This window comes from Xanthomonas pisi DSM 18956 (assembly GCF_001010415.1).
Lineage (GTDB): Bacteria > Pseudomonadota > Gammaproteobacteria > Xanthomonadales > Xanthomonadaceae > Xanthomonas > Xanthomonas pisi.
This window is the reverse complement of the sequence record NZ_JPLE01000163.1, coordinates 1-332: the sequence shown is the minus strand read 5'-3', so window position 1 is coordinate 332 and position 332 is coordinate 1. Positions and strand designations below refer to the sequence as shown.

The following is a 332-nucleotide window of genomic DNA, read 5'->3' as shown; positions in this document are numbered from 1 at the left end:
GATTATTCTATTGAATATGATGGTAACGATGCAACTATCGCACGTGCTTTAGTCTTTGACCGTAAGTTTGAAGACCAAGACATTATTGATATTACATGGTTTAATAACGATTTAGGCACTTTATTAAGTATCGATGACATTTTAGATACAACTGATGAAAGGTATGTCGCACAAGGTGCAACCGTAAATGTGACAGGCGATGTGGCTTTGACCGATTTCAATAATATCGGATGGCCTAATGTAGAACCTGTTCCGACATATAGCAGGGAATTCTCGTCTATTGCAAATATTTTTAACACTATTTACCCTGTCGGTACTATTTACGAAAATGC

The 332-nt window shown here is 36.7% G+C and carries 1 protein-coding gene; it reads left to right on the top strand.

What is annotated here, in order from left to right:
• The coding region (locus Y887_RS20730) for a baseplate wedge subunit and tail pin (protein ID WP_046965571.1) at positions 1-332 on the top strand (332 nt) is incomplete at both ends.